This window comes from Ilumatobacter sp. (assembly GCF_046290335.1).
Taxonomy (GTDB): Bacteria; Actinomycetota; Acidimicrobiia; order Acidimicrobiales; family Ilumatobacteraceae; genus Ilumatobacter_A.
This window is the reverse complement of sequence record NZ_JBKAGH010000010.1, coordinates 73687-92332: the sequence shown is the minus strand read 5'-3', so window position 1 is coordinate 92332 and position 18646 is coordinate 73687. Positions and strand designations below refer to the sequence as shown.

Annotated in this window: 19 protein-coding genes and 1 pseudogene; 8 read left to right on the top strand and 12 right to left on the bottom strand. The window is 66.6% G+C overall.

The window, feature by feature from the left end:
- Positions 1-75: 75 nt before the first annotated feature.
- Positions 76-1833: a DUF389 domain-containing protein gene (locus ACE37B_RS23995; RefSeq protein ID WP_409925885.1), complete on the top strand. Its 1758-nt coding sequence runs from the start codon at positions 76-78 to the stop codon at positions 1831-1833.
- A gap of 66 nt (positions 1834-1899) precedes the next feature.
- On the opposite strand, the gene ACE37B_RS23990 is transcribed toward ACE37B_RS23995, so the two are convergent.
- The 4 genes from ACE37B_RS23990 to ACE37B_RS23975 all read right to left on the bottom strand — a co-directional run bounded on the left by ACE37B_RS23990 (position 1900) and on the right by ACE37B_RS23975 (position 4311).
- Complete coding sequence (locus tag ACE37B_RS23990) at positions 1900-2907, bottom strand: SDR family NAD(P)-dependent oxidoreductase (RefSeq protein WP_409925884.1); 1008 nt, start codon at positions 2905-2907, stop codon at positions 1900-1902.
- Between the two features lie 134 nt (positions 2908-3041).
- Positions 3042-3347, bottom strand: coding sequence for a hypothetical protein (locus ACE37B_RS23985; RefSeq protein ID WP_409925883.1), 306 nt, complete (start codon positions 3345-3347; stop codon positions 3042-3044).
- 17 nt (positions 3348-3364) lie between these two features.
- Positions 3365-3568, bottom strand: coding sequence for a cold-shock protein (locus ACE37B_RS23980; RefSeq protein WP_015439674.1), 204 nt, complete (start codon positions 3566-3568; stop codon positions 3365-3367).
- 119 nt (positions 3569-3687) lie between these two features.
- Positions 3688-4311: a hypothetical protein gene (locus ACE37B_RS23975; protein WP_409925882.1), complete on the bottom strand. Its 624-nt coding sequence runs from the start codon at positions 4309-4311 to the stop codon at positions 3688-3690.
- Between the two features lie 156 nt (positions 4312-4467).
- Here ACE37B_RS23975 and ACE37B_RS23970 point away from each other — a divergent pair, with 156 nt between their 5' ends.
- Positions 4468-5040, top strand: coding sequence for a CGNR zinc finger domain-containing protein (locus tag ACE37B_RS23970; RefSeq protein ID WP_409925881.1), 573 nt, complete (start codon positions 4468-4470; stop codon positions 5038-5040).
- A gap of 21 nt (positions 5041-5061) precedes the next feature.
- Here the strand turns inward: ACE37B_RS23970 and ACE37B_RS23965 are convergent, their stop codons facing one another.
- Together ACE37B_RS23965 and ACE37B_RS23960 are read right to left on the bottom strand one after the other, a co-directional pair.
- Entirely contained in the window at positions 5062-6786 is a 1725-nt protein-coding gene (locus tag ACE37B_RS23965; protein ID WP_409925880.1) for an ATP-binding cassette domain-containing protein, read from the bottom strand.
- Complete coding sequence (locus ACE37B_RS23960) at positions 6783-8540, bottom strand: ABC transporter ATP-binding protein (RefSeq protein ID WP_409925879.1); 1758 nt, start codon at positions 8538-8540, stop codon at positions 6783-6785. Before ACE37B_RS23960 ends, ACE37B_RS23965 begins: the two co-directional genes overlap by 4 nt.
- Before the next feature lie 126 nt (positions 8541-8666).
- Between ACE37B_RS23960 and ACE37B_RS23955 the strand changes: the two genes are divergently transcribed.
- From ACE37B_RS23955 to ACE37B_RS23945, 3 genes are all read left to right on the top strand, one after another.
- Positions 8667-9179: a VOC family protein gene (locus ACE37B_RS23955; protein ID WP_409925878.1), complete on the top strand. Its 513-nt coding sequence runs from the start codon at positions 8667-8669 to the stop codon at positions 9177-9179.
- A 97-nt stretch (positions 9180-9276) separates the two neighbouring features.
- Positions 9277-9864, top strand: a complete 588-nt coding sequence (locus ACE37B_RS23950; RefSeq protein ID WP_409925877.1) for a disulfide bond formation protein DsbA — start codon at positions 9277-9279, stop codon at positions 9862-9864.
- 21 nt (positions 9865-9885) lie between these two features.
- Entirely contained in the window at positions 9886-10497 is a 612-nt protein-coding gene (locus tag ACE37B_RS23945) for a hypothetical protein (protein ID WP_409925876.1), read from the top strand.
- Positions 10498-10526: 29 nt separating this feature from the next.
- Here the strand turns inward: ACE37B_RS23945 and ACE37B_RS23940 are convergent, their stop codons facing one another.
- From ACE37B_RS23940 to ACE37B_RS23925, 4 genes are all read right to left on the bottom strand, one after another.
- On the bottom strand, positions 10527-12089 hold the full coding sequence (locus ACE37B_RS23940) for a diguanylate cyclase domain-containing protein (RefSeq protein WP_409925875.1): 1563 nt from the start codon (positions 12087-12089) through the stop codon (positions 10527-10529).
- A gap of 123 nt (positions 12090-12212) precedes the next feature.
- A complete protein-coding gene (locus ACE37B_RS23935; protein WP_409925874.1) occupies positions 12213-12599 on the bottom strand; it encodes a PPOX class F420-dependent oxidoreductase in 387 nt (128 codons plus the stop codon).
- 92 nt (positions 12600-12691) lie between these two features.
- Positions 12692-13858: a thiolase family protein gene (locus ACE37B_RS23930; RefSeq protein WP_409925873.1), complete on the bottom strand. Its 1167-nt coding sequence runs from the start codon at positions 13856-13858 to the stop codon at positions 12692-12694.
- Positions 13855-14424, bottom strand: coding sequence for a MarR family winged helix-turn-helix transcriptional regulator (locus ACE37B_RS23925; protein WP_409925872.1), 570 nt, complete (start codon positions 14422-14424; stop codon positions 13855-13857). The genes ACE37B_RS23930 and ACE37B_RS23925 overlap by 4 nt, the downstream gene beginning before the upstream one ends.
- Positions 14425-14588: 164 nt before the next feature.
- Here ACE37B_RS23925 and ACE37B_RS23920 point away from each other — a divergent pair, with 164 nt between their 5' ends.
- Positions 14589-15797 (top strand): acyl-CoA dehydrogenase family protein, encoded by a 1209-nt coding sequence (locus tag ACE37B_RS23920; protein WP_409925871.1) that lies wholly within the window; start codon positions 14589-14591, stop codon positions 15795-15797.
- A gap of 42 nt (positions 15798-15839) precedes the next feature.
- Here ACE37B_RS23920 and ACE37B_RS23915 read toward each other — a convergent pair whose 3' ends face one another.
- Positions 15840-16280 carry a hypothetical protein gene (locus tag ACE37B_RS23915; RefSeq protein ID WP_409925870.1) on the bottom strand — a complete coding sequence of 147 codons (441 nt, stop codon included), beginning with the start codon at positions 16278-16280 and terminating at the stop codon, positions 15840-15842.
- 154 nt (positions 16281-16434) lie between these two features.
- On the opposite strand from ACE37B_RS23915, the gene ACE37B_RS23910 reads away from it, so the two are divergent.
- Positions 16435-17043, top strand: coding sequence for a DUF1269 domain-containing protein (locus ACE37B_RS23910; protein WP_409925869.1), 609 nt, complete (start codon positions 16435-16437; stop codon positions 17041-17043).
- Positions 17040-17675: a class I SAM-dependent methyltransferase gene (locus ACE37B_RS23905; protein ID WP_409925868.1), complete on the top strand. Its 636-nt coding sequence runs from the start codon at positions 17040-17042 to the stop codon at positions 17673-17675. The genes ACE37B_RS23910 and ACE37B_RS23905 overlap by 4 nt, the downstream gene beginning before the upstream one ends.
- Before the next feature lies 1 nt (position 17676).
- Here the strand turns inward: ACE37B_RS23905 and ACE37B_RS23900 are convergent.
- A pseudogene (locus ACE37B_RS23900) lies at positions 17677-18615 on the bottom strand (beta-propeller domain-containing protein); the annotation flags it as partial.
- Positions 18616-18646 lie beyond the last annotated feature (31 nt).

Below are 18646 nucleotides of genomic sequence, written 5' to 3'. Positions count from 1 at the left end.
TCGAGAACGTGGGGGGATCCGCCCTCTCGCTTGATGCGCTGTGACAGGGGTCCAACCACTCCTAAGCTCCTGCGCGTGACGAGTGACGCGGCGACTCCCTCGACCGGTGCCGGCGGCACCAGCGCGCTCGACGATGACACACGCAAAGCGGCCGAGGCCGAGCGCGACGCCAAGATCGATGTGGCCAAGGCCGAGGCCGCCGCCAACACCAGCGAGGACTCCGGATCGAGCTCGAGTTCCGGTTCGGGGTCCGGGGCCGAGGATCCGAGCCTCGGGGTGCTCCGCAAACGCAGAAGCGCCTGGTGGCACCGCCATCTCGACTCCGAGGAACGCCAGCGGATCATGTCCGAGCTGGCCATCAAGAAACAGCAGCACTGGGCCTTCCGGTTCTCGACGATGCTCGCGCTCTCGATGATCGTCGCGGTGATGGGACTGTCGGCCGACTCCGCGGCGGTCGTCATCGGCGCCATGTTGCTGGCACCACTGATGCAACCGGTGTTGGCGATGGCGGCGTGCATCTCGATGGCGCTGTTCCGCAAGTCGCTTCGGCAACTGTGGATCATCACGCTGGCGACCGTCGGCTCGATCGCGCTCGCCTACGTCCTGTCCGTGCTGTTCGTACGCGGCGAGTTGCCGCGTGAGGTGACCAGTCGAACCGCACCCGACATCCGCGACCTCGTCGTCGCCCTCGGTGCGGGCACGGCCGGGGCGTACGCCACGGTACGAAAGGACGCGTCGTCGTCACTGCCCGGCGTCGCCGTCGCCGTCGCGCTCGTGCCGCCGCTCGGCGCCGTCGGCATCTCACTCGAGGCCGGGCGAACCACACTCGCCGAAGGCGCCTTGTTGCTCTACATCACCAACCTCGCGGCGATCGTGTTCGCTGGCGCCGTCGTCTTCGTCGTGACCGGCTTCGTCCCGCGCCGCCGCCTGGCGATGACGATCCGCCGCAGCTCGCTCGTCGCGGCCATGATCGGCGTGATCGTGATCGCCATCGCGATCCCGCTGTACCGGGCGTCGACATCGGCCGTCGAACAATCCGAACGCGAACTCCAAGCCGAGCGAATCGTGAGCGACTGGCTGAGCGGGATCGACACGCGCGCCCAGGCGATCGACTTCGAGGACGACCGCAATGGCATCTTGATCACGGTCCGCAGTTTCGAGCTGCCGATCGACGACGGACCCGTCATCGAGGCCTTGCGACGCGAGTTCGGCGACGATGCCACCGTCTCGGTCGAGTGGGACGTCGTCTTGCGCGCCGAGACGACCACGACACTGGCACCGACCACGACGGTCGTCTCCGACGAAGAGCGGCTCTACAGTGATGTCGAAGCGGTGGTCGACGACTGGCTCGACACCGACGACGGGGAGAACGGCCGGCGACGCGAGTCACTGCGCATCGACGGAGACGTCATCCGTCTCGATGCGAGCGGCGTCGGCGATCCACCTCCGTTGTCGGATCTGAATGTCCGCCTCGACAGCGAACTCGGTCGCGCGTTCGAAGTGCGTCTGACATGGGTCGCCCGAGAGACCGTTCGAGACGAGATCGAGCCGACGCCCGACGAACAGATCGCCAGCCGGATCGAACAGCTGGCACGAACCTGGGCCGAGTCGAACGACGTCGTCATCGTCGCGACGCGCTTCGACGGATCACGCGCGATCGTCGAGGTCGCTGGCGCCGATCTCCCCGACGCCACACCGCTCGTGACCGAGATCGAGGCACTGATCGAGCCCGACGATTCCGTGGTCGTGCTGTTCACCCAGCAGCTCGACATCACGACCACCACGACCACCACCACGACCACGACGGTGCCGCCGACGACGATCCCTGGCTGACGACGATCCCTGGCTGACGACGATCCCTGGCTGACGCGGATCCCGTTTGACGCGGAGGTCGGCAGGTCACACCGAGGCAAGGAGTCGCAGCGACAGGTCCCACAGGGCGCCAGCGCGTTCGACGTCGACCGCATACGGCAGGACGCCTCCGAGCGCCTCGGGGGAGCCGTCGTCGACCGGTGCCACCGAGCAGTCCTGGCAGTACACACCAGTGGCGGCGCCACTCGGGGTGACCGACACCGGCCGCGCATCGTCGCCGACGGTGGCCGCCCACACCGACGTCGCCGCGCCTTGGGGAACCGACTTCCACTGCAACCCCGTCGGGTTGCTCTGTGCGATCTTGTCGCGCATGTCAGCACGTAGTTCGGCGGTCATGTGGCGACCCAGATCGGTGTGGATACCGCCCGGGTGCACCGCCGCGGAGCGAACGCCCGCCGCGCCGAAGCGTCGCTCCAGTTCGACCGAGAACAACACGTTCGCGGTCTTCGATGCACCGTACGCGGCCCACGGGTCGTACGGACGGGCATGGAAGTTCGGATCGTCGAGGTCGATGTCGCCGAAGCGGTGCCCCGCCGATGACAGGTTGACGATCCGCGAGGGAGCCGAGCGTGTGAGCAGGTCGAGCAACGGAACGGTCCACGCCATGTGTCCGAGATGATTCGTGCCGAACTGGGTCTCGAAGCCGTCCTTGGTCGCGCCGTGCGGCGTACACATGACGCCAGCGTTGTTGACGACGATGTCGAGGCGATCGATCCGGGTGAGCAGATCGAGCGCGCCGCTACGGCAACTCGTCACGTCGGCGAGATCGAGGACGAGTGTGTCGAGCGACGCGTCCGGGTGCGCCGCCGTGATCGCGGTAACCGCCCCGGCGAGCTGGTCCGCCCGGCGGGCCACGAGCACCACATGCGCTCCGTTGGCGGCGAGCGCGCGGGCGGTCTCGAGCCCGAGTCCACCCGACGCTCCGGTCACGGCAGCCACTCGTCCACGCAGGTCGACGCCGTCCAGGACCTCGTCGGTCGTCGACGACGCGCTGAAGCGACCGGTCGACGCGCCGCGATCTGTTGCATCACTCATCGCGCCGACGGTAGATGCCCCAGCGAGCGATCCCGTGATCGCAGCGAGCGATCCCGGCAGACACGACGAAGGCCCCCGACTGAGCCGGGGGCCTTCGTTCGATTGATCGCCGTGGCGACCGGAATCGGCGTGGGCTAGGCCCCCGCCTCCTCGGTCACTGTGGTGTCCGACTCTCGTGGTTCTGGGGCTTCGCCCAGACCCATCTGATGGAAGATCTCCGCCTTGCGGTACTCGAAGTCGTCTTCGGGAACCTCGCCAGCGGCGAAACTTTCGTTGAGGATGCGGAATTCCTCGAGCAGCGCGTCCTCGTCAGGGCCGTCGTCGCCGCCATCCTTCTCGGCCGAACTGCGGCCGTGTCGGATTGCTTGCTTCTCAGCCTTGCGTTCCTTCTTGCGAAGTTCGCGCTGCCGCTTCTGGTAACTCTGCGGGCTTGATGCCATGCAGAACCGCCTCCTTTTCAGATCTCTTTGACGTCGACGGCTTCCGGTCCTTTGCGCCCGGGGGCGACTTCGAATTCGACCTTCGCGTCATTGTTGAGCGAACGACGGCCGCTGCCGACGATGTTGGAGTAATGGACGAAGACGTCATTGCCGCCTTCATCCGGGGTGATGAATCCGAAGCCCTTCTCGTCATTGAAGAACTTCACGATGCCTGTAGCCATTCCGGCTCCTTGTGTTCGAAGAGCCTGGAAATCGACTCACGTGTACTGATCAGAGCCTAGTGGCAGGTCGCGGAATCCGTGCCGCGACCGCGAATGGTCATCGCGGACCGGGGATCGGCTCAGGCGAGAACGGTGCGCAGACTCGCGATGCGGAATGGCGCATGGCCGGTGATCGCCAACCGCGTGAGCAGGAGCGTCGACATCAGAATGCCACTGATCCCGCCGACGAGCAGCGCTCCGTCGAGCACGAACAGGCCGTAGATCCCCCAGATCAGACCTTCGACCCAGGCCATCAGCCAGGTGCCCGGAGCGACGCCCGACAGATCACGGGTTCGCCACGAGGCGACGACGGCGGGTGCGAGTTGCATTCCGTAACAGAGCCCGATCGTGACCCCGGCCGACTGCCAGCCAGCGACGAGGAGCACGGGCAGCGGAACGAGGCCGAACACCAGCGACCCGAGAGCGAGACCACCGAACGCTGCGCGGCCGACCGAACGCACGAAGGCGACCACGATGACGGCGTAGAGAGCGGCGGCGATCGCCGACGTGGGGACGAGCCCCCACAGCCCGTTCGCCAGCCCGTACACCAGCCACCACAGGTTCATCGAGAAGCTCACGCCGGCCCAGATCGCCGAGACGCCCTCGGGGTTGCCGGTGCGCAGCAGGCGTGCGGCCTGCGGGTAGGCCATCGCCGAGCCCAAGATGTTGCCGATGACGACAAGGGTGATGATGAAGATGGTCATGACTGGTTGCTCCGGAGAAACGGGGGTGAGTTGAGGATGGATGGGTGTCGACCGCGTATGTAATGATCGTTTTCGTACTAGGGCATTACATCGAGGTAAGGTTCTAACATCAACTAGCCCGTTACGCAACATGATCGGCCGAGGTAGAGTTGCGGCATGTATGTCGCATCGGTCACGGAGTCCGAGGTGCGCGCCACCCTCGAGACGATGTTCGATCTCGCCAACCTCGAACACGGGCAGCAGGGCGATCACGGCGATGCGACGGGCGATGATCCTCGGTCGGTACTCGAGTCCGCCGGATTCAGTCGCGCCACCGAGGCATCGGCGGCGTCGGTGCAGCGGCTCGCACAGCGCATCGAGTCGATGCTCCCATTTCTGCGCGAACTCCCCGACCTCGACATCGACAGTGCCGCAGCGAAGCTCAATGCCGAGCTGACCGAGATTCCGATCACGCCGTCGATCGTCGATCACGGCGGCGTCGGACCTCACATCCACTGGACCCCGCCGACCGCCAGGTTCGACGATCAGGTGATGGCCGACATCTTGATGGCATTGGCGCAGGAGATCTGCGACAACGGCACGATCCGGTTCGGGCGATGCGGCGCCGACGACTGCGACCGACTGTTCTACGACGCCACCCGCAATCGATCGAAGCGGTTCTGCTCCGATCCGCGCTGCGCCAGCCGCACCCACACCGCCGACCACCGAGCGCGACGTCGAGACACCTGACGCTGGACCCGTCTGCGCCGGCTACACGAGTCGCCCGCGTTCGAGTCGCAGGACCCGAGTCGCTCGTTCGAACGCGACAGCGCGGTGTGACACCGCGATCACGGTCATCCGCGCCTCGGCGAGATTGCGCCACAGCGCCAGTTCTGTCTCGACGTCGACCGCGCTCGACAGATCGTCGAGCACGACGAGTTCCGGTTCGTGGACGATCGCCCGTGCGGTCGCCAGACGTTGACGTTGACCACCCGAGAGGCGCAGGCCGCGCGGGCCGATCACCGTGTCGACCCCGTCGGGCATCGTCGCGATGTCATCGGCGACCGCGGCTCGGTTCAATGCGGCCGAGAGCGCGTGAGCATCGAGTACGCCGAGCCCCACGTTGTCGGCCACGGAGTCGGAGATCAGTTGCGGAACCTGCGACAGATAGGCGGCGTTCGGAGGCACCATGAACGCTGCGAGGTCATCGACCTCTCGACCGTTCCATCGCACGATGCCCGAGGTCTCGGCATGCCAGGCGAGCCCGAGCAGCGAACGCAAGAGCGTGCTCTTGCCCGATCCGATCGGACCGGTGATGACCACGAAATCGCCGCGTTCGACCACGAACGACGCGTCGTGCACGCCGTAGCCGCTGTCGTGGACGGCCGAGAATCCGACGACCTCGAGACGCTCGAGTGGTACACGCTGCGGACGCTCGACCACCGGACGAACACGCGCATCGCGCGGCGCGATCGGCAGGTCGCGCCGTCGGACCGTGTGCTCCACGTCAGCGTCGGCCACCAGTTGCCTGATCCGCTCGAAGGCCACCGCCGCGTGCTTACGCCGAGCGAGCAGACGACCGATCATGCGCGGCAGGAAGCTCAGCCACCCGAGGTACGCGGCGAACAACGCGAGTTCACCGACGTCGAAGGCCCCCGTCGCGAGCCCGCCGGCGCTGACCAACAACACGCAGCCGAGCCCGACATCAGCGGCGCCCTGGCTGAACGCTTGCACGCCTTCGTCCAGGATCCGGTCGCGCACCGCTGTGCGGCGACGCTCGTCGACGAGGCGACGAAGCCGCACGATCGCCGACGGCGCCGCACCGTTGACCTTCACGGTGGTCGCCGACGCCATCAGGTCGCCGACGAAGCCGGTCACCACTGCGGTCGCCGCTCGGTCAGCTGAGCGGTACTCCTTGATGCGCGTGTCGAGAAGGCGGGTCGCCACGCCGACCGCCAGGAGCGGGAAGACCAGGATCGCTGCCGCGCGGACGTCGGCGTTGCCCAACACGAACCCGGCGATCGCCGTGAACACCAGCCCGCCAGCCACGTCGACGTGGATGTCGACGAACTGCGCGATGTCCTCGGTGTCGTCACGGAAGTAGGTCACGGCACCACCTGCCGAGCCGACGGGCTGGCCGGCCTCGGGGCCGCCGCTCGCCATCTGTGCTGCGAGCAGGTTCGCCCGCAGCAGGGTCTGCATGTGCATCCACACGCGCGTCCAGATCAACGCGCCGAAGTGGACCGCCGTCATGCGGACGATCTCGCTGGCGGCGACGACCAGCGCCCACCGATACACCGACGACGTCGCTGCGCTCGCCATCGCGTCATACCCGCGGCCGAGTGCGTACCCGGTCGCCGCCGGCATCGAGAAGTACACGACGAACAGCAGCGACCCGACCCAGAAATCGATCGGTCGCTGATGAGCGACGCGCCAGGCGAGCCTCCAGACGCCGAGCTCGGGAGCGCGGTTGGTCGGCACGGCATCGACCGTCATCGCGCCTGCGATCCGAACTGGTCGATCGACAGGGCGAGGAGCGCGGCGAAACGACTGTCGTCATCGGCGAGGAGATCTGCCCGCCGACCGTGCTCGATGATGCGTCCGTCCGAGAACACCACGATGTCGTCGGCGGCGCGCAACGTCGTCAGGCGGTGCGCGATCACGATGGCGGTGCGCCCGCGCAACAGTTCGGTGACGGCGGCGTCGAGGCGTGACTCGGTCTCCGGGTCGATGCGGGCGGTCGCCTCGTCGAAGACGATCACGTCCGGCGACCGCAACCAGACGCGGGCCATCGCCAGCAGCTGTGCTTGGCCCGCCGACAGGCCGGCCCCACCGGCACCGAGGGGCCGATCGATGCCACTGATCGCCAGGTCGTCGAGCCCGACGCGCCGCAGCGCGTCGACGACGGCGACCTCGGACGGCTCATCGTCGAACAGCGTCACGTTGTCACGGATCGATCCGGCGAAGAGTTCGACCTCCTGCGGGACGAGGGCGACACGTCGACGAAGCTCGTCGAGCGGTATCTCGTCGATCGGGACGCCACCGAGGGACACCACTCCCTGGGTCGCCTCGACCAGCCGCAGCACGAGCCTCGATGCGGTGGTTTTCCCGCTGCCGGTCCGACCGACGACGCCGAGCGTCCGACCGGCTTCCAAGGTCAGGTCGACATCGCGCAGCACGGGTGCGTCGTCGCCATAGTCGAACGACACGCCAGCGAACTCGACCGACAGCGGACCGGGCGACGGCGAGGTCGCGCCACCACCCGATCCGACATCGATCACCGTGGGTTGCAACGCGAGGAGATCGAGGACGCGGACCATCGCGCCGTTCGCCTTCTGCACCGTCTCGAGTTGATGGACGACATCTTCGAGTGGACGCGTGATGAGCAGGATGTACTGGAAGAGCAAGAAGGCAGTGCCGATCGAGATGACCTCGGCGGCCACGAGCGCGCCGCTCACGATGAGCGCGATCACCGAGCCCGCTGCAACGGCCATCTGCACCATCCACCACATCGCCAGGAATGCACGTTCGCGACGGATCGAACTCGTCATCGCCGCCGTGCTGTCTTCGACGAAGCGCCACGCGACGTGTGTCGCAGCGCCCAGAGCGCGGAGATCTTCCGCAGCGGTCAGGCGTTCTTCGATGCCGCCGTAGAGGCGAGCGCTCGCACCCATCTCGTCAGCCGACTCGGCCACGGCGCGATGACGAGATCGGACCACCACGGCCAGCGCGGCGCAGATGTAGACCAGCATGCCGATCGCCAGACGCCAGTCGAGCACTGCCAGCACGCCGACCATGCCGAGCAGCAGCACCAGCGCGCCGAGCGCCTTCGGAACGACCAGACCCAAGAAGTCGGATACCGACGTGACGTCGCCGTCGACGCGCTGGATCAGCTCACCGGGTGTGTTGCGGCGATGGAACTCATGGTCGAGTCCGAGGACGTGTGCCGCCATGGTCACGCGAAGTTCGTTGGTGGTACGCCAGGCGGCGATCGTGGCGTGCCAGACCACCACGACGGCGACCGCCTGCGTCAACAGCGCGACGACGAGGTACGCGAGTGCCAGGCGAACGACGGCCGACGCGGTCGTACCGGCCGCTGCCGAATCGACGATGCGTCGGACGATGAGCGGTCCGGCGAGCGCCAAGGCTGCGCCCAGCGACACGAGGACGCCGAGGATCACCCAGCGGCCTGCGTCTGGCCGCAGGAGTGCGGCGAGTGCGCGCCAGCGAGCTCCGCCGTCGTTCGACATGTGCCGATTCTTCACCAGCGAGTCGCCGCCGCACGAGAACGTTTCTCGACGACGTCCGGCCCGATCGATCCGCGGCGGTCCGGGACGTGTCGGAATACTTGTGATCACAAGTATGTTGATGACGCTATGGCGATCCATCAACTCAACCATGCGGTGCTCTACGTCCGCGACGCCGAGCGCTCCACGGCGTTCTACGGCGACGTGCTCGGCTTCTCGGTCGTGCAGTCGTTTCCCGGCGCTGCGTTCCTCCGTGCGCCAGGCTCCACCAACGACCACGACCTCGGTCTGTTCTCGATCGGTGAGGACGCTGCGGCCTCCGGAGCCAGCCGACGGACGGTGGGTCTCTATCACCTGGCATGGGAGGTCGAGACGCTCGGTGACCTCGCCGATCTCGCCGCCAAGCTCAGCGAGCACGGCGCCCTCGTCGGTGCGAGCAACCACGGCACGACCAAGAGCCTGTATGCACGAGATCCCGACGGGCTGGAGTTCGAGGTGGTCTGGCTGATTCCGGCTCGGTTGCTGACCGACGACGACCGCAACGGTGCGATCACCGCGCCACTCGATCTGGCCTCCGAAATCGAACGATTCGGCCGGAATGCACCGAGCGGGATCGGCGTGTCACGACACGCCGCGCTGTGAGAGGCTGCACGACATGACGACCGACGTGAACACTGCTGCAACCAAGGACGTGACTGAGATCGAGTTCTGGATCGACCCGATTTGACCCTTCTGCTGGGTGACGGCCCGTTGGGTCGTCGACGAAGTGGCACCGCATCGCAACCTCGTGATCGGCTGGCGGTCCATCAGCTTGCTGTTCAAGAACGAACCCGAGGAGGGGTCCGACTACTACGGGCCCGTCAAGCAGACGCACGGTCATCTCCGCGTGATGGAAGCGATCCGGGCGTCCGCCGCCACATCCGAGCAGGCGAACCGTGACGTCTTCGCTCTGTATTGGGAACTGGGAGCTCGCATCCATCACGACAAGGATCGCGACCTCGAGATCGCCGATGTTCTGGTCTCGGTCGGGCTCGATCCTGCGTTCGCTGATGCCGAGCACGACGAACAGTGGGACGACGCGATCCGCACCGCGATGGACGACGGTCTCAGCCTCGTCGGCAACGACGTGGGCACGCCGATCATCGCGATGACGAACTCGTCCGGCGTTCGCGTCGGCTACTTCGGACCGGTCATCAACAAGGTCCCGACCCGTGAGGCGGCGCTCAAGATGTGGGATGCCCTCACCGCGATGATGGACGTCGACGGCTTCTTCGAGCTCAAGAAGACCCGAACCGGCGGCATCGACTTCGGCGACCGGCCCACCTGACCGCACCAGGCGTAACGGTTTGTGTCTGACACAAACCGTTACGCCTGCATCGATGCCGAACGGCGCTACGACTCTGCGAGCATCGGCGCATGTCGCAGCCGCAGACGCACTACTTCGACGCCAACCGGCGCAACTGGGACGACCGCGCGAAGCTGCACGCACGCGACGAGATGGGCTACCGACTCGACCGCTTTCGTCGCGACCCGACGCTGCTCGGCGACGTCGTCGACTTCGATCGCCGCCACCTCGGCGACCTCACCGGACGCCGGGTGCTCCACCTCCAGTGCCACATCGGCACCGACACGCTCTCGCTCGCTCGCCTGGGCGCCCAGGTCACCGGACTCGACCAGTCCGGCGGATCCCTGGGCGCAGCGCGACCTGTTCGCCTCGGTCGAGACGGCAGGCGATCAGATCACCAACACCGGCACCTACGAGTGGAACCACGGGCTCGGGGAGGTCTTCACGGCACTCACCGCGGCCGGTCTGCAGGTCGATCTCCTGGAGGAGCACCGCTTCCTCGACTGGCGGCTCCTGTCGAACCAGATCGAGCGAGACGAGCGCTTCTACCTTCCGGATCACCAGATCGACCGCTGCCCGATGATGTACTCGCTGGGTGCCGCGAAACCCGCCTGACGTTCGCCGGCTCGGCCGGGGCGGTGCGATCAGGTCGCGGCCGTCGACATCGACGGCGCGTCCGTCAGCCGACGGTTCTGCGGCTTCACCCGGTACATCTCCGCATCCGCGCGGGCGATGAGCGAGTCGAAGTCGTCGCCCGGTCGTCGCTCGGATCGTCCGATCGAAACGCTCAGCAGCGTGTCGGCGGCGAGCTCACGACGTAGCTCTTCGACGCCAGAGCGCAGCAGTTCACCGATGGCGGAGCTCTGCGAGTGCGAGTCGACGAGCACGATCAGGAACTCGTCACCGCCGATGCGGGCGGTGATGCTGCCGGGAGGAACGGAGCGCTCGATGCACTCGGTCACCGCGCACAGCACGCGATCGCCACCGGCGTGTCCGTAGGTGTCGTTCACGGATTTGAACGAGTCGAGATCGAGGTACAAGACGTCGAGGTGGCGATCGGTGCCGAGCGCTGCCGCCAGCGCCTCGTCCAAGCCACGCCGGTTGAGCGCTCCCGTCAGCGGATCGCGCCGCATCTGGTCGGCGAGCGCGAGCGCCTGCTCGTGCTTCGCCGTGGTGTCGTCGAGCGTGACGAGCAGCCCGACGCGGTGCCCGGCCTCGTGCAGTGGTCGAAGGTGCAGGACGCCATGACGACACTCGCCGCATCCGTCGAGATCCACCGCGAGGTCACGATCGGCCCCGTCGCGAATCGCTTCGTCGACGATGCGGCTGACGACCGCTCGGTCGGCCACGCGGTCCAGCAACCCGTCGAGCCCGGTCGCGGACTCGGCACCGGTGAGCATGCGCCACCGATCGTTCTCCGCAGCGATCGAACCGTCCTGATTCAGGACCAGCACCCCGGTCGGGAGCGCTCGGTACAGACGATCGAGCACCGTCTCTCGCTGCTGCAACGCCGACTCGGCGGCGACCTCACGGGACACGTCGAGGATCTCGCCGAGCACGTGCGGGGTCTCCGGATCGTCGAGCGCGTTGTGGTCGGTGCTCTCGCACCACAGCCACGAGCCGCGCTTGGTTCGGAACCGCTGCCGCAGACGTGTCTTGGTTCCCGGAGACTCGAGCATCTCGATCCAGGCGACGATGCCGGCTTCGTGATCGTCCGGGTGGATGAGCGTCATCGACGAGTCGCCGACGACCTCCTCCGCAGTCCAGCCGAGCATGGCGGTGAACTCGGGGTTGATCGATTCGATCATGCCCGTGATGCTCAGTCGATACTCGCATCGCCGCGGTGCGATCGACGTCGCGAGCCGTTGGGAGGTCCCGGCGGTGAGATCAGGGGTCGCGACCGCGACGAAGCAACCGTCGCGCTCGGTGAGATCGAAGATCTCGAGCCACCAACGTTGGTCGTCCGCGAGCATTCGAACGTGTGCCGTGCCGTGTCCGGAGCGGCGCGCGCTCTCGTAGGCGACGACGGCTGCTCCTTGCGTCTCGGCCTCGAGGATGTCGAGCGGGCCCGGCGTGTCGAGCAGCTGCACTTCGTTCACCTGGATCGACTCGGGAATCGGGACCGTCACGCCACCGAGCGGGTCGAACGCCATGACGCGCGACGAAGGATCGGCGATGAGTTGCTCCAGGCGCGTGCGATCCGTCACGTCGAACAGATCGGCAGCGACACCGCCCGACTTGACACGTTGACGAAAACTGAACGACCGCAGAACGGCTGCGAGGCGTATCGGTTTGTGTCTGACACAAACCGATACGCCTCGATCTGGCGGTCAGTCGAGCGTGATCACGACCGCGGCGTCGGTGCCCGAGCCACGCTTGATCAGCTTCATCACGGCACCGAAGAGCTTGATGCCGCGGTACTGCAACCCGTACTTGGCCCGAAGGAATGGTTCGTAGCGGGCGAACCCGTCGCCCGTGGCCACCACGGCGGTGCCGGTGACCGGCTCGGTGCCGTCGCGTACGTCACCCTTGGAGTTGCTCGGCTGCAGGATCACCCTCGGATCGTTGATGATCCGTTTGACCTTGTAACTCGAGGACGACGTCGTGAAGCCGATCGTCCCGTCACCGAAGTCGGCGATCCAGACCGGCAGCGACTTGGTCGACCCGTCTCGCTTGTAGGTGGTGAGCGACACGTACTTCTCGTCGGTGATCGTCATGTATCCCAACCTACGCCCGACTCGCCGACGCCCAACTCGCCGACGGCTCCCGAGCGCGCCGATCGACGGCGCGCTCGGTGCTGCGTTGCGGATCAGTCGAGGCGTTCGATGATGGTGGCGTTGGCCATGCCGCCGCCTTCGCACATCACCTGCAGACCGTAACGGCCGCCGGTGCGCTCGAGTTCGTTGAGCAGCGTCGCCATCAACTTGGTGCCCGATGCGCCGAGCGGGTGACCGAGCGCGATCGCTCCGCCGTTGACGTTGACCTTGCTCATGTCGGCGCCGGTCTCTTTCTGCCAGGCGAGCACGACGGACGCGAAGGCTTCGTTGACTTCGAAGAGGTCGATGTCGTCGATGGTCAGGCCGGTCTTCTCGAGGATCTTCTTCGTGGCCGGGATCGGGCCCTTGAGCATGGTGACCGGGTCGGTGCCGGCGAGGGCGAAGCTGTGGAACTTGGCCCGCGGCTTCATGCCGAGTTCCGCGGCCTTCTCGGCGCTCATGATGAGCACGGCCGACGCGCCGTCGGAGATCTGCGAGGAGTTGCCAGCGGTGATCTTGCCGTCTTCCTTGAACGCCGGCTTGAGCTTGGCGAGCGACTCTGCCGTCGTGCCTTCACGGATGCCCTCGTCGTTCTTGACCACCACGGTCTCGCCGTCGAGTTCGACTTCGACCGGAACGATCTCGTTCTCGAAGCGACCTTCGTCGCGGGCGACCGCGGCGCGCTGCTGGCTCTCGGCACCGAAGGCGTCGAGGTCTTCACGCGTGAGGCCGTATTCGTCGGCGATCATGTCGGCACCGATGCCCTGCGGAGGAAGGCCGGTCTCGGCGTAGCGATCGAGCTGCTCCTGCGGGAACGGGAAACCCATGCCCTGCACGATGGAGGCACCCATCGGGGTCCGGGTCATGACCTCGACGCCCGCTGCGATCACGACGTCGTAGGCGCCGGCGATGACGCCCTGCGCAGCGAAGTGCATCGACTGCTGGCTCGAGCCGCACTGGCGGTCGACCGTGGTCGAGGGGACTTCTTCGGGCCAGCCGGCGGCCAGCACTGCGTTGCGGCCGATGTTGAGCGACTGCTCACCGACCTGCATGACGCAGCCCATGATGACGTCGTCGACCATCGCCGGGTCGAGGTTGTTGCGCTCGGCGAGCGACTTGAGCACGTGTGCGGCGAGGGCAGCGGGATGCTGATCCTTGAGCTGCCCATTGCGCTTGCCACCCGGGGTGCGGACGGCGTCGATGATGACTGCTTCGGTCATGAGTGTTCTCCTGTTACTGATGGGATCTTGGTAGGCGGTGTCGACGGCGGTGTCGATGTCGATGTCGATGGCGATGGCGGTCTCGATGTCGCCGGTGCTGACGTGACGGCGATCGCGGATTGGAGGTTCTGCTGCAGACGGGTCAGCACCCAGCTCAACGCTTGACGCTCCTCGCGACCGATCCCGCGACGCAACTCGGCGCGCAAGACCTCGTCGATGTCGCTGATCTGTTGGGCGATCATCCGGCCGGCCGCCGTGATGTCGACACGCCAGACCCGACGATCGGCCGGATCGGGATGTCGCTCGACGAGGCCTCGACGTTCGAGCCGATCGACCACCGAACCGATGGCCGCGCGTCCGATACCGAGTTGGTCGGCAAGCTGGGTCTGGGTGGTGGCGCCGAATTCGGCGACGTAGCCGATCAAGCTCGCCTGGGTCAGGTTCAAGGCGAGCGGTTCAAGGCGGCAGTCGAACGCTTCGCGCACGAGGCGCGCCGTCGCCATCAGCGTCGACTCGACCCGCAACCACGGCGGTGCGTCGAGTTCGTTGTTGGTCAGGCTGCTCATGATGCGATGTGGGTCGACGTCGGAGTTGTCGGCCGGTGCGACTCGGAATCGACCACCCGTCTGGACACATACTGTACGACGCCATACAGTATGTTCCAAGCCGATCGACCTCGACCGCCCGGATCGCCCGGATGCGGTCGACTGACCCATCAGGAGTAGCCGACATGAGCGACACCCTCACCCCCGAAGCAACCGCCGAGTTCCGCCAGAAGTGCGTCGACTTCATGGAGGCGCATGCCATCAAGTCGGGTAACGCGATTCCGAACATCGACGACCAGAAGGCGTTCCTGGCTGCAGCCGCTGGTGCCGGCCTCGCCGGCATCCCCTATCCGGAGGAGTTCGGCGGCAGCGGGCTGAGCCTCGCTCACGAGAAGATCTGGCGAGAGGTCAAGGGCAACTACCGGATGATGGACGGTGAGTTCATCATCAGCCACGGGATGTGCCTGCCGATGCTGCACGAGTACGGCACGCCCGAGCAGAAGGCCGCGTACATGGCCGACAGCATCTCCGGCAAGACGATGTGGTGTCAGATGTTCTCCGAGCCGGGCGCCGGCTCCGACGTCGCCAGCTTGCAGTCGAAGGCCGAACTCGACGGCGACGAGTGGATCCTCAACGGCCAGAAGGTCTGGACCACGCTGGCACACAAGTCCGACTACGGCATCGTCGTCGCCCGCACCGATCCCGAGCAGGTCAAGCACGCCGGTCTGTCGATGTTCATCCTCGACATGCGCGCCCCCGGTGTGGAGATCCGCCCGATCCACCAGATCGACGGCGGCTCGCACTTCAACGAGGTGTTCTTCACCGACGTCCGCATCCCGAAGGATCATCTCCTCGGCGAGTACAACGCCGGTTGGAAGCTGGCCACCGCGATGCTCATGTACGAGCGTGTCGCGATCGGCTCCGCCGGCGCCGGCAAGATCAACCAGCCGACCTACAAGTTGCTGAAGTCGGCCGCCGAGGAAACCGGCAAGCTCCAGGATCCCGTCGTTCGTCAGCAGCTGATGGAGATCTATTGCATGGAGACCACCAAGGCCATGGTGGCGATGCGCAACCGCGCCGAGCAGAAGGCGGGCAAGACGCCCGGGCCCGGTGGCTCACTCGGCAAGCTGTTCGGCTCCAACATCGCCTGGAAGATGCGTGAATTCGCGCTCGAGCTCGCGGGGCCGTCGTCGATCGCGTGGGATCCGGACGACGAAGGCGGCGCCGATCGTCAGCGCATCGTGCTGAACAGCTTCCAGTCGTCAATCGCCGGTGGCACCGACGAGATCCAGCGCAACATCATCGGCGACCGAGTGCTCGGCCTCCCCCGCGAACCCGCGGTCGACAAGGGCGTTCCGTTCAAGGACCTCAAGGTCGGCACGCAGACCAGCTGACCGAAGCGCCAGCGACCGTGTGGGCCTGACCCCCACGGTCGCTCAGGCGCGGCGGGCGGTGTCGATCGCTGCGAGCAGACCGCGCGGATCGTTGGTCCCGATCCGAAAGCGTTGACCGTCGCCGCGAGTGATTTCGACCGCGTCGAGTCCACCGACGTTGTACATCCACACCCCGCCGGGGACGCGTCGGATACCGAGACCCCACCACGCCGCGTTGCGCACGGCTTCGGTGTCGGTGATCTCGGCAATCGGCACTCGATACACCGGCCAGCCGAGCGTGAACGCAGCGGTCAGGTGCTCGTCGTCGACGGTCACCGTGAGGATCGCCGTGAACGTCAGCAGCAGTGACGCGATGAACAACACGAGCCCGGTGAGCGCCAGCGCGCCGCCGACGAAGACACCCAAGACGAACGCCACGACCACGAGCACGTCGGCCAATCCGATGAGGATCCAGCCGAACTGCCGGGAGCGATACGTCACCATCGCCACATCGTAGGGACGGCACCGCGACCCAGCTTCGATCTGGCCGCGACCCGACCGCGACCCGACCGCGATCCGACCGCGATCCCTCGGCGATCCCGGGTCGCGATCCGGGCAGCGAAGTGTCGGGGAGCGGCCGATGAGGTACAACAAGAGCATGACCGACGACCGCAATCCCCCGGCAGCCGCAGCGTTCGATCCGCCGGACCCGACGCTGCGCCTCGGGCTGTCCGAGCACGAACGGATCGTGTCCGACCCTGACGCCCCGGTGATCATCGGCGTCGCCTTCGACGACCAGCTCCTCGCGAAGGAGTACCTCCTCGCGATGGGTCGACTGCGCCAACAGGGTGCGTTCGACCTGAAGGACGCGGTCACCGTCACGAAGACCCCGGAAGGCAAGGTGATGGTCACCGAGACCATCGACCCCACGCCGGGACGTGCAGCCTTCTCGGGCGCGATGTGGTCGGGGCTCCTCGGTCTCGTCGTCGGCGGTCCGGTCGGATGGATCGCTGGCCTCGGGATCGGCGCCGGTGCCGGGGCGGTCGCTGCGAAAGTCGTCGATCTCGGCATCCCCGACGAGTGGGTCGCCTGGTTCAAGGAAGCGGTACGGCCGGGCACGTCGGCGGTCGTGATCCTGGCCGAGCACGTCCACGTTCGAGCGCTCGCCGACGAAGCCCGCCGGTTCCGCGGCGCCGAACTCCTCTACACCTCGATGTCCGACGACGCCGTCGACCAACTCGACGAGGCCTTCTCGGGCAACGCATGAGCTCTCGCTCGGCCCGCGAGCGGTTCCCGCCGTGGTTCTTCGACCGGGCCGACGAGTCGAGCGACGCCGAGTTCTACGCGTTCGATCGACTCGTCACGCACATCGACGACGGTGCCATCGCCGCGGTCGCCGACCTGTACGACGAACTCGAACTGACCGGCGACGTCCTCGACATCTGCTCGTCGTGGATCTCGCACTTCCGAACGGCTCCTCGGCGTCTCGACATCACCGGCATGAATGCCGCCGAACTCGCAGCGAACGAGATGGCCGACGCCTGGACGGTGCGTGACCTCAACGTCGATCCGACGCTCCCCTACGACGACACGTCGTTCGATGCCGTCACGTGCTGCGTCTCGGTCGACTACCTGACGCAGCCGCTCGAGGTGTTCGCGGAGGTCGCTCGCGTGCTGCGACCAGGCGGGGTGTTCGTGTGCACGTTCTCGAACCGTTGTTTCCCGACGAAAGCCATCCGCGGCTGGCTCGCCACCGACGACCATGGCCGCTGCTCGATTGTCGCCACGTACTTCGACCTCACCGACGGCTTCGGCGAACCCGTCGTGCAACTCCGGAATCCGTCCGCACCCGGCGACCCGCTCTACGCGGTCTGGGCACGGACGGGCACGGCGGGCTGACTCAGCTCAGCTCGACCGCCGAGGTGGTGGTGAGGGTGGACAGGTCGTTGGCTTGCAGGCGTTCGTTGGAGAGCGTCCAGAGTTGGCCGTCGATCACCAGCGTGCGACGGATCTGACGCTCCCAGTCGAGTCCGTCGACCCAGCACCATTCGATCCGGTCGACCCCGTCGAGGTCGACCCAGTCGCTGAACGAGGGCTCGCGGTCACCGGTGTAGAACCAGTCGTCGATCTGGTCGACGGCGATGACGTCGCAGTAGTGACCGGTCGCTCCGCCGGCGTCGTTCGGCCCGCACGTCTGCACCTGCGTCCCCGGATCCTGCGTGATCCAGAACAGGTCGCCGTCCTGCTCGGTCAACCCATCGAACGACACCACGTCGCAGTCGGTCTGGCCAGACTGCACGTCGTCGTCGACGTGGGTCACTCGGCCCTGCTCGACGAGCCCGTCGGCGCTGACGTTCAGCACGACCGCGCCCGAGTACTGCTCCGACCAACTCGTCAGCGGGAGCACCGCGGTACCGGTCGGCGCCCAGTACAGGAACGCCCGATGGTCGAACTCGGCATCGCTGCCGGCGTTCGGCATCGTCCACACGTCGAGCTCGCGTGGGTTGGCGTGGTCGCTCACGTCGAACAGCGAGACCTTCGTGCCGGTCGTGAACCCGTCGTCGCTGGCGTCCTGTCCGACGCCGAGCACGAGCGTGTCGCTGATCGGATGCAGGTACGACGAGTAGCCGGGGATCTTCAGCTCGCCCAGCACGGTCATGTTCGTCGGGTCGGACAGGTCGACGACGTAGAACGGGTCGGTCTGGCGGAACGTCACCAGATACGCCACGTCGTCGACGTAGCGCACCGAGAAGATCGTCTCGCCTTCGAGCCCGAGATCGGCGACACGACCGACCTCGACGAGTTCGTCGCCGACGACCTCCATCGCGATGATCCGGTTGTCGGTGTCGGTCGCCCCCCCACGGACTCCC

What these genes read in the sequence shown, in the direction of transcription:
- ACE37B_RS23935 (WP_409925874.1), bottom strand. Translation starts at nt 12,599, where the DNA reads ATGACGATCACCGACGAGAAGTACGTGTCGCTCACCACCTACAAGCGA.
- ACE37B_RS23980 (WP_015439674.1), bottom strand. Translation starts at nt 3,568, where the DNA reads ATGGCTACAGGCATCGTGAAGTTCTTCAATGACGAGAAGGGCTTCGGA.
- ACE37B_RS23960 (WP_409925879.1), bottom strand. Translation starts at nt 8,540, where the DNA reads ATGTCGAACGACGGCGGAGCTCGCTGGCGCGCACTCGCCGCACTCCTG.
- ACE37B_RS23985 (WP_409925883.1), bottom strand. Translation starts at nt 3,347, where the DNA reads ATGGCATCAAGCCCGCAGAGTTACCAGAAGCGGCAGCGCGAACTTCGC.
- ACE37B_RS23970 (WP_409925881.1), top strand. Translation starts at nt 4,468, where the DNA reads ATGTATGTCGCATCGGTCACGGAGTCCGAGGTGCGCGCCACCCTCGAG.
- ACE37B_RS23930 (WP_409925873.1), bottom strand. Translation starts at nt 13,858, where the DNA reads ATGACCGAAGCAGTCATCATCGACGCCGTCCGCACCCCGGGTGGCAAG.
- ACE37B_RS23910 (WP_409925869.1), top strand. Translation starts at nt 16,435, where the DNA reads ATGACCGACGACCGCAATCCCCCGGCAGCCGCAGCGTTCGATCCGCCG.
- ACE37B_RS23965 (WP_409925880.1), bottom strand. Translation starts at nt 6,786, where the DNA reads ATGACGGTCGATGCCGTGCCGACCAACCGCGCTCCCGAGCTCGGCGTC.
- ACE37B_RS23920 (WP_409925871.1), top strand. Translation starts at nt 14,589, where the DNA reads ATGAGCGACACCCTCACCCCCGAAGCAACCGCCGAGTTCCGCCAGAAG.
- ACE37B_RS23975 (WP_409925882.1), bottom strand. Translation starts at nt 4,311, where the DNA reads ATGACCATCTTCATCATCACCCTTGTCGTCATCGGCAACATCTTGGGC.
- ACE37B_RS23990 (WP_409925884.1), bottom strand. Translation starts at nt 2,907, where the DNA reads ATGAGTGATGCAACAGATCGCGGCGCGTCGACCGGTCGCTTCAGCGCG.
- ACE37B_RS23905 (WP_409925868.1), top strand. Translation starts at nt 17,040, where the DNA reads ATGAGCTCTCGCTCGGCCCGCGAGCGGTTCCCGCCGTGGTTCTTCGAC.
- ACE37B_RS23915 (WP_409925870.1), bottom strand. Translation starts at nt 16,280, where the DNA reads ATGGTGACGTATCGCTCCCGGCAGTTCGGCTGGATCCTCATCGGATTG.
- ACE37B_RS23925 (WP_409925872.1), bottom strand. Translation starts at nt 14,424, where the DNA reads ATGAGCAGCCTGACCAACAACGAACTCGACGCACCGCCGTGGTTGCGG.
- ACE37B_RS23955 (WP_409925878.1), top strand. Translation starts at nt 8,667, where the DNA reads ATGGCGATCCATCAACTCAACCATGCGGTGCTCTACGTCCGCGACGCC.